This window comes from Psychrobacter sp. Cmf 22.2 (genome assembly GCF_001921745.1).
Lineage (GTDB): Bacteria > Pseudomonadota > Gammaproteobacteria > Pseudomonadales > Moraxellaceae > Psychrobacter.
In genome coordinates this window covers 1-245 of record NZ_MRYA01000071.1, presented here as the reverse complement: position 1 = coordinate 245, position 245 = coordinate 1, and the positions used below count along the sequence as shown (strand labels likewise).

The window sequence follows — 245 nt, the reverse complement described above, 5'->3', positions numbered from 1 at the left end:
GTGGCGCTTCATAGTCCGATGTTAAGCCGGTGAAGTGTTTTATTTCGCCTTTACGAGCTTTTTTGTATAAACCCTTAGGATCTCGTAGCTCACAAGTTTCTATCGGCGTATCTACGAACACCTCGATGAACTCATTCTCAGGTAAAAGTGCTCGTACTTGTTCACGATCTGAAATAAAAGGGGATATAAAGGCGGTGAGCACTAGGCTGCCAGAATCGACAAACAATTTGGCTACTTCACCAATA

1 protein-coding gene is annotated in these 245 nt (G+C 43.3%); it reads right to left on the bottom strand.

Annotation, left to right across the window (positions count from 1 at the left end):
- Positions 1–245, bottom strand: a 245-nt coding sequence (locus tag BTV98_RS13345; RefSeq protein ID WP_143505782.1) for an adenylyl-sulfate kinase, incomplete at both ends; no start/stop codon positions are given.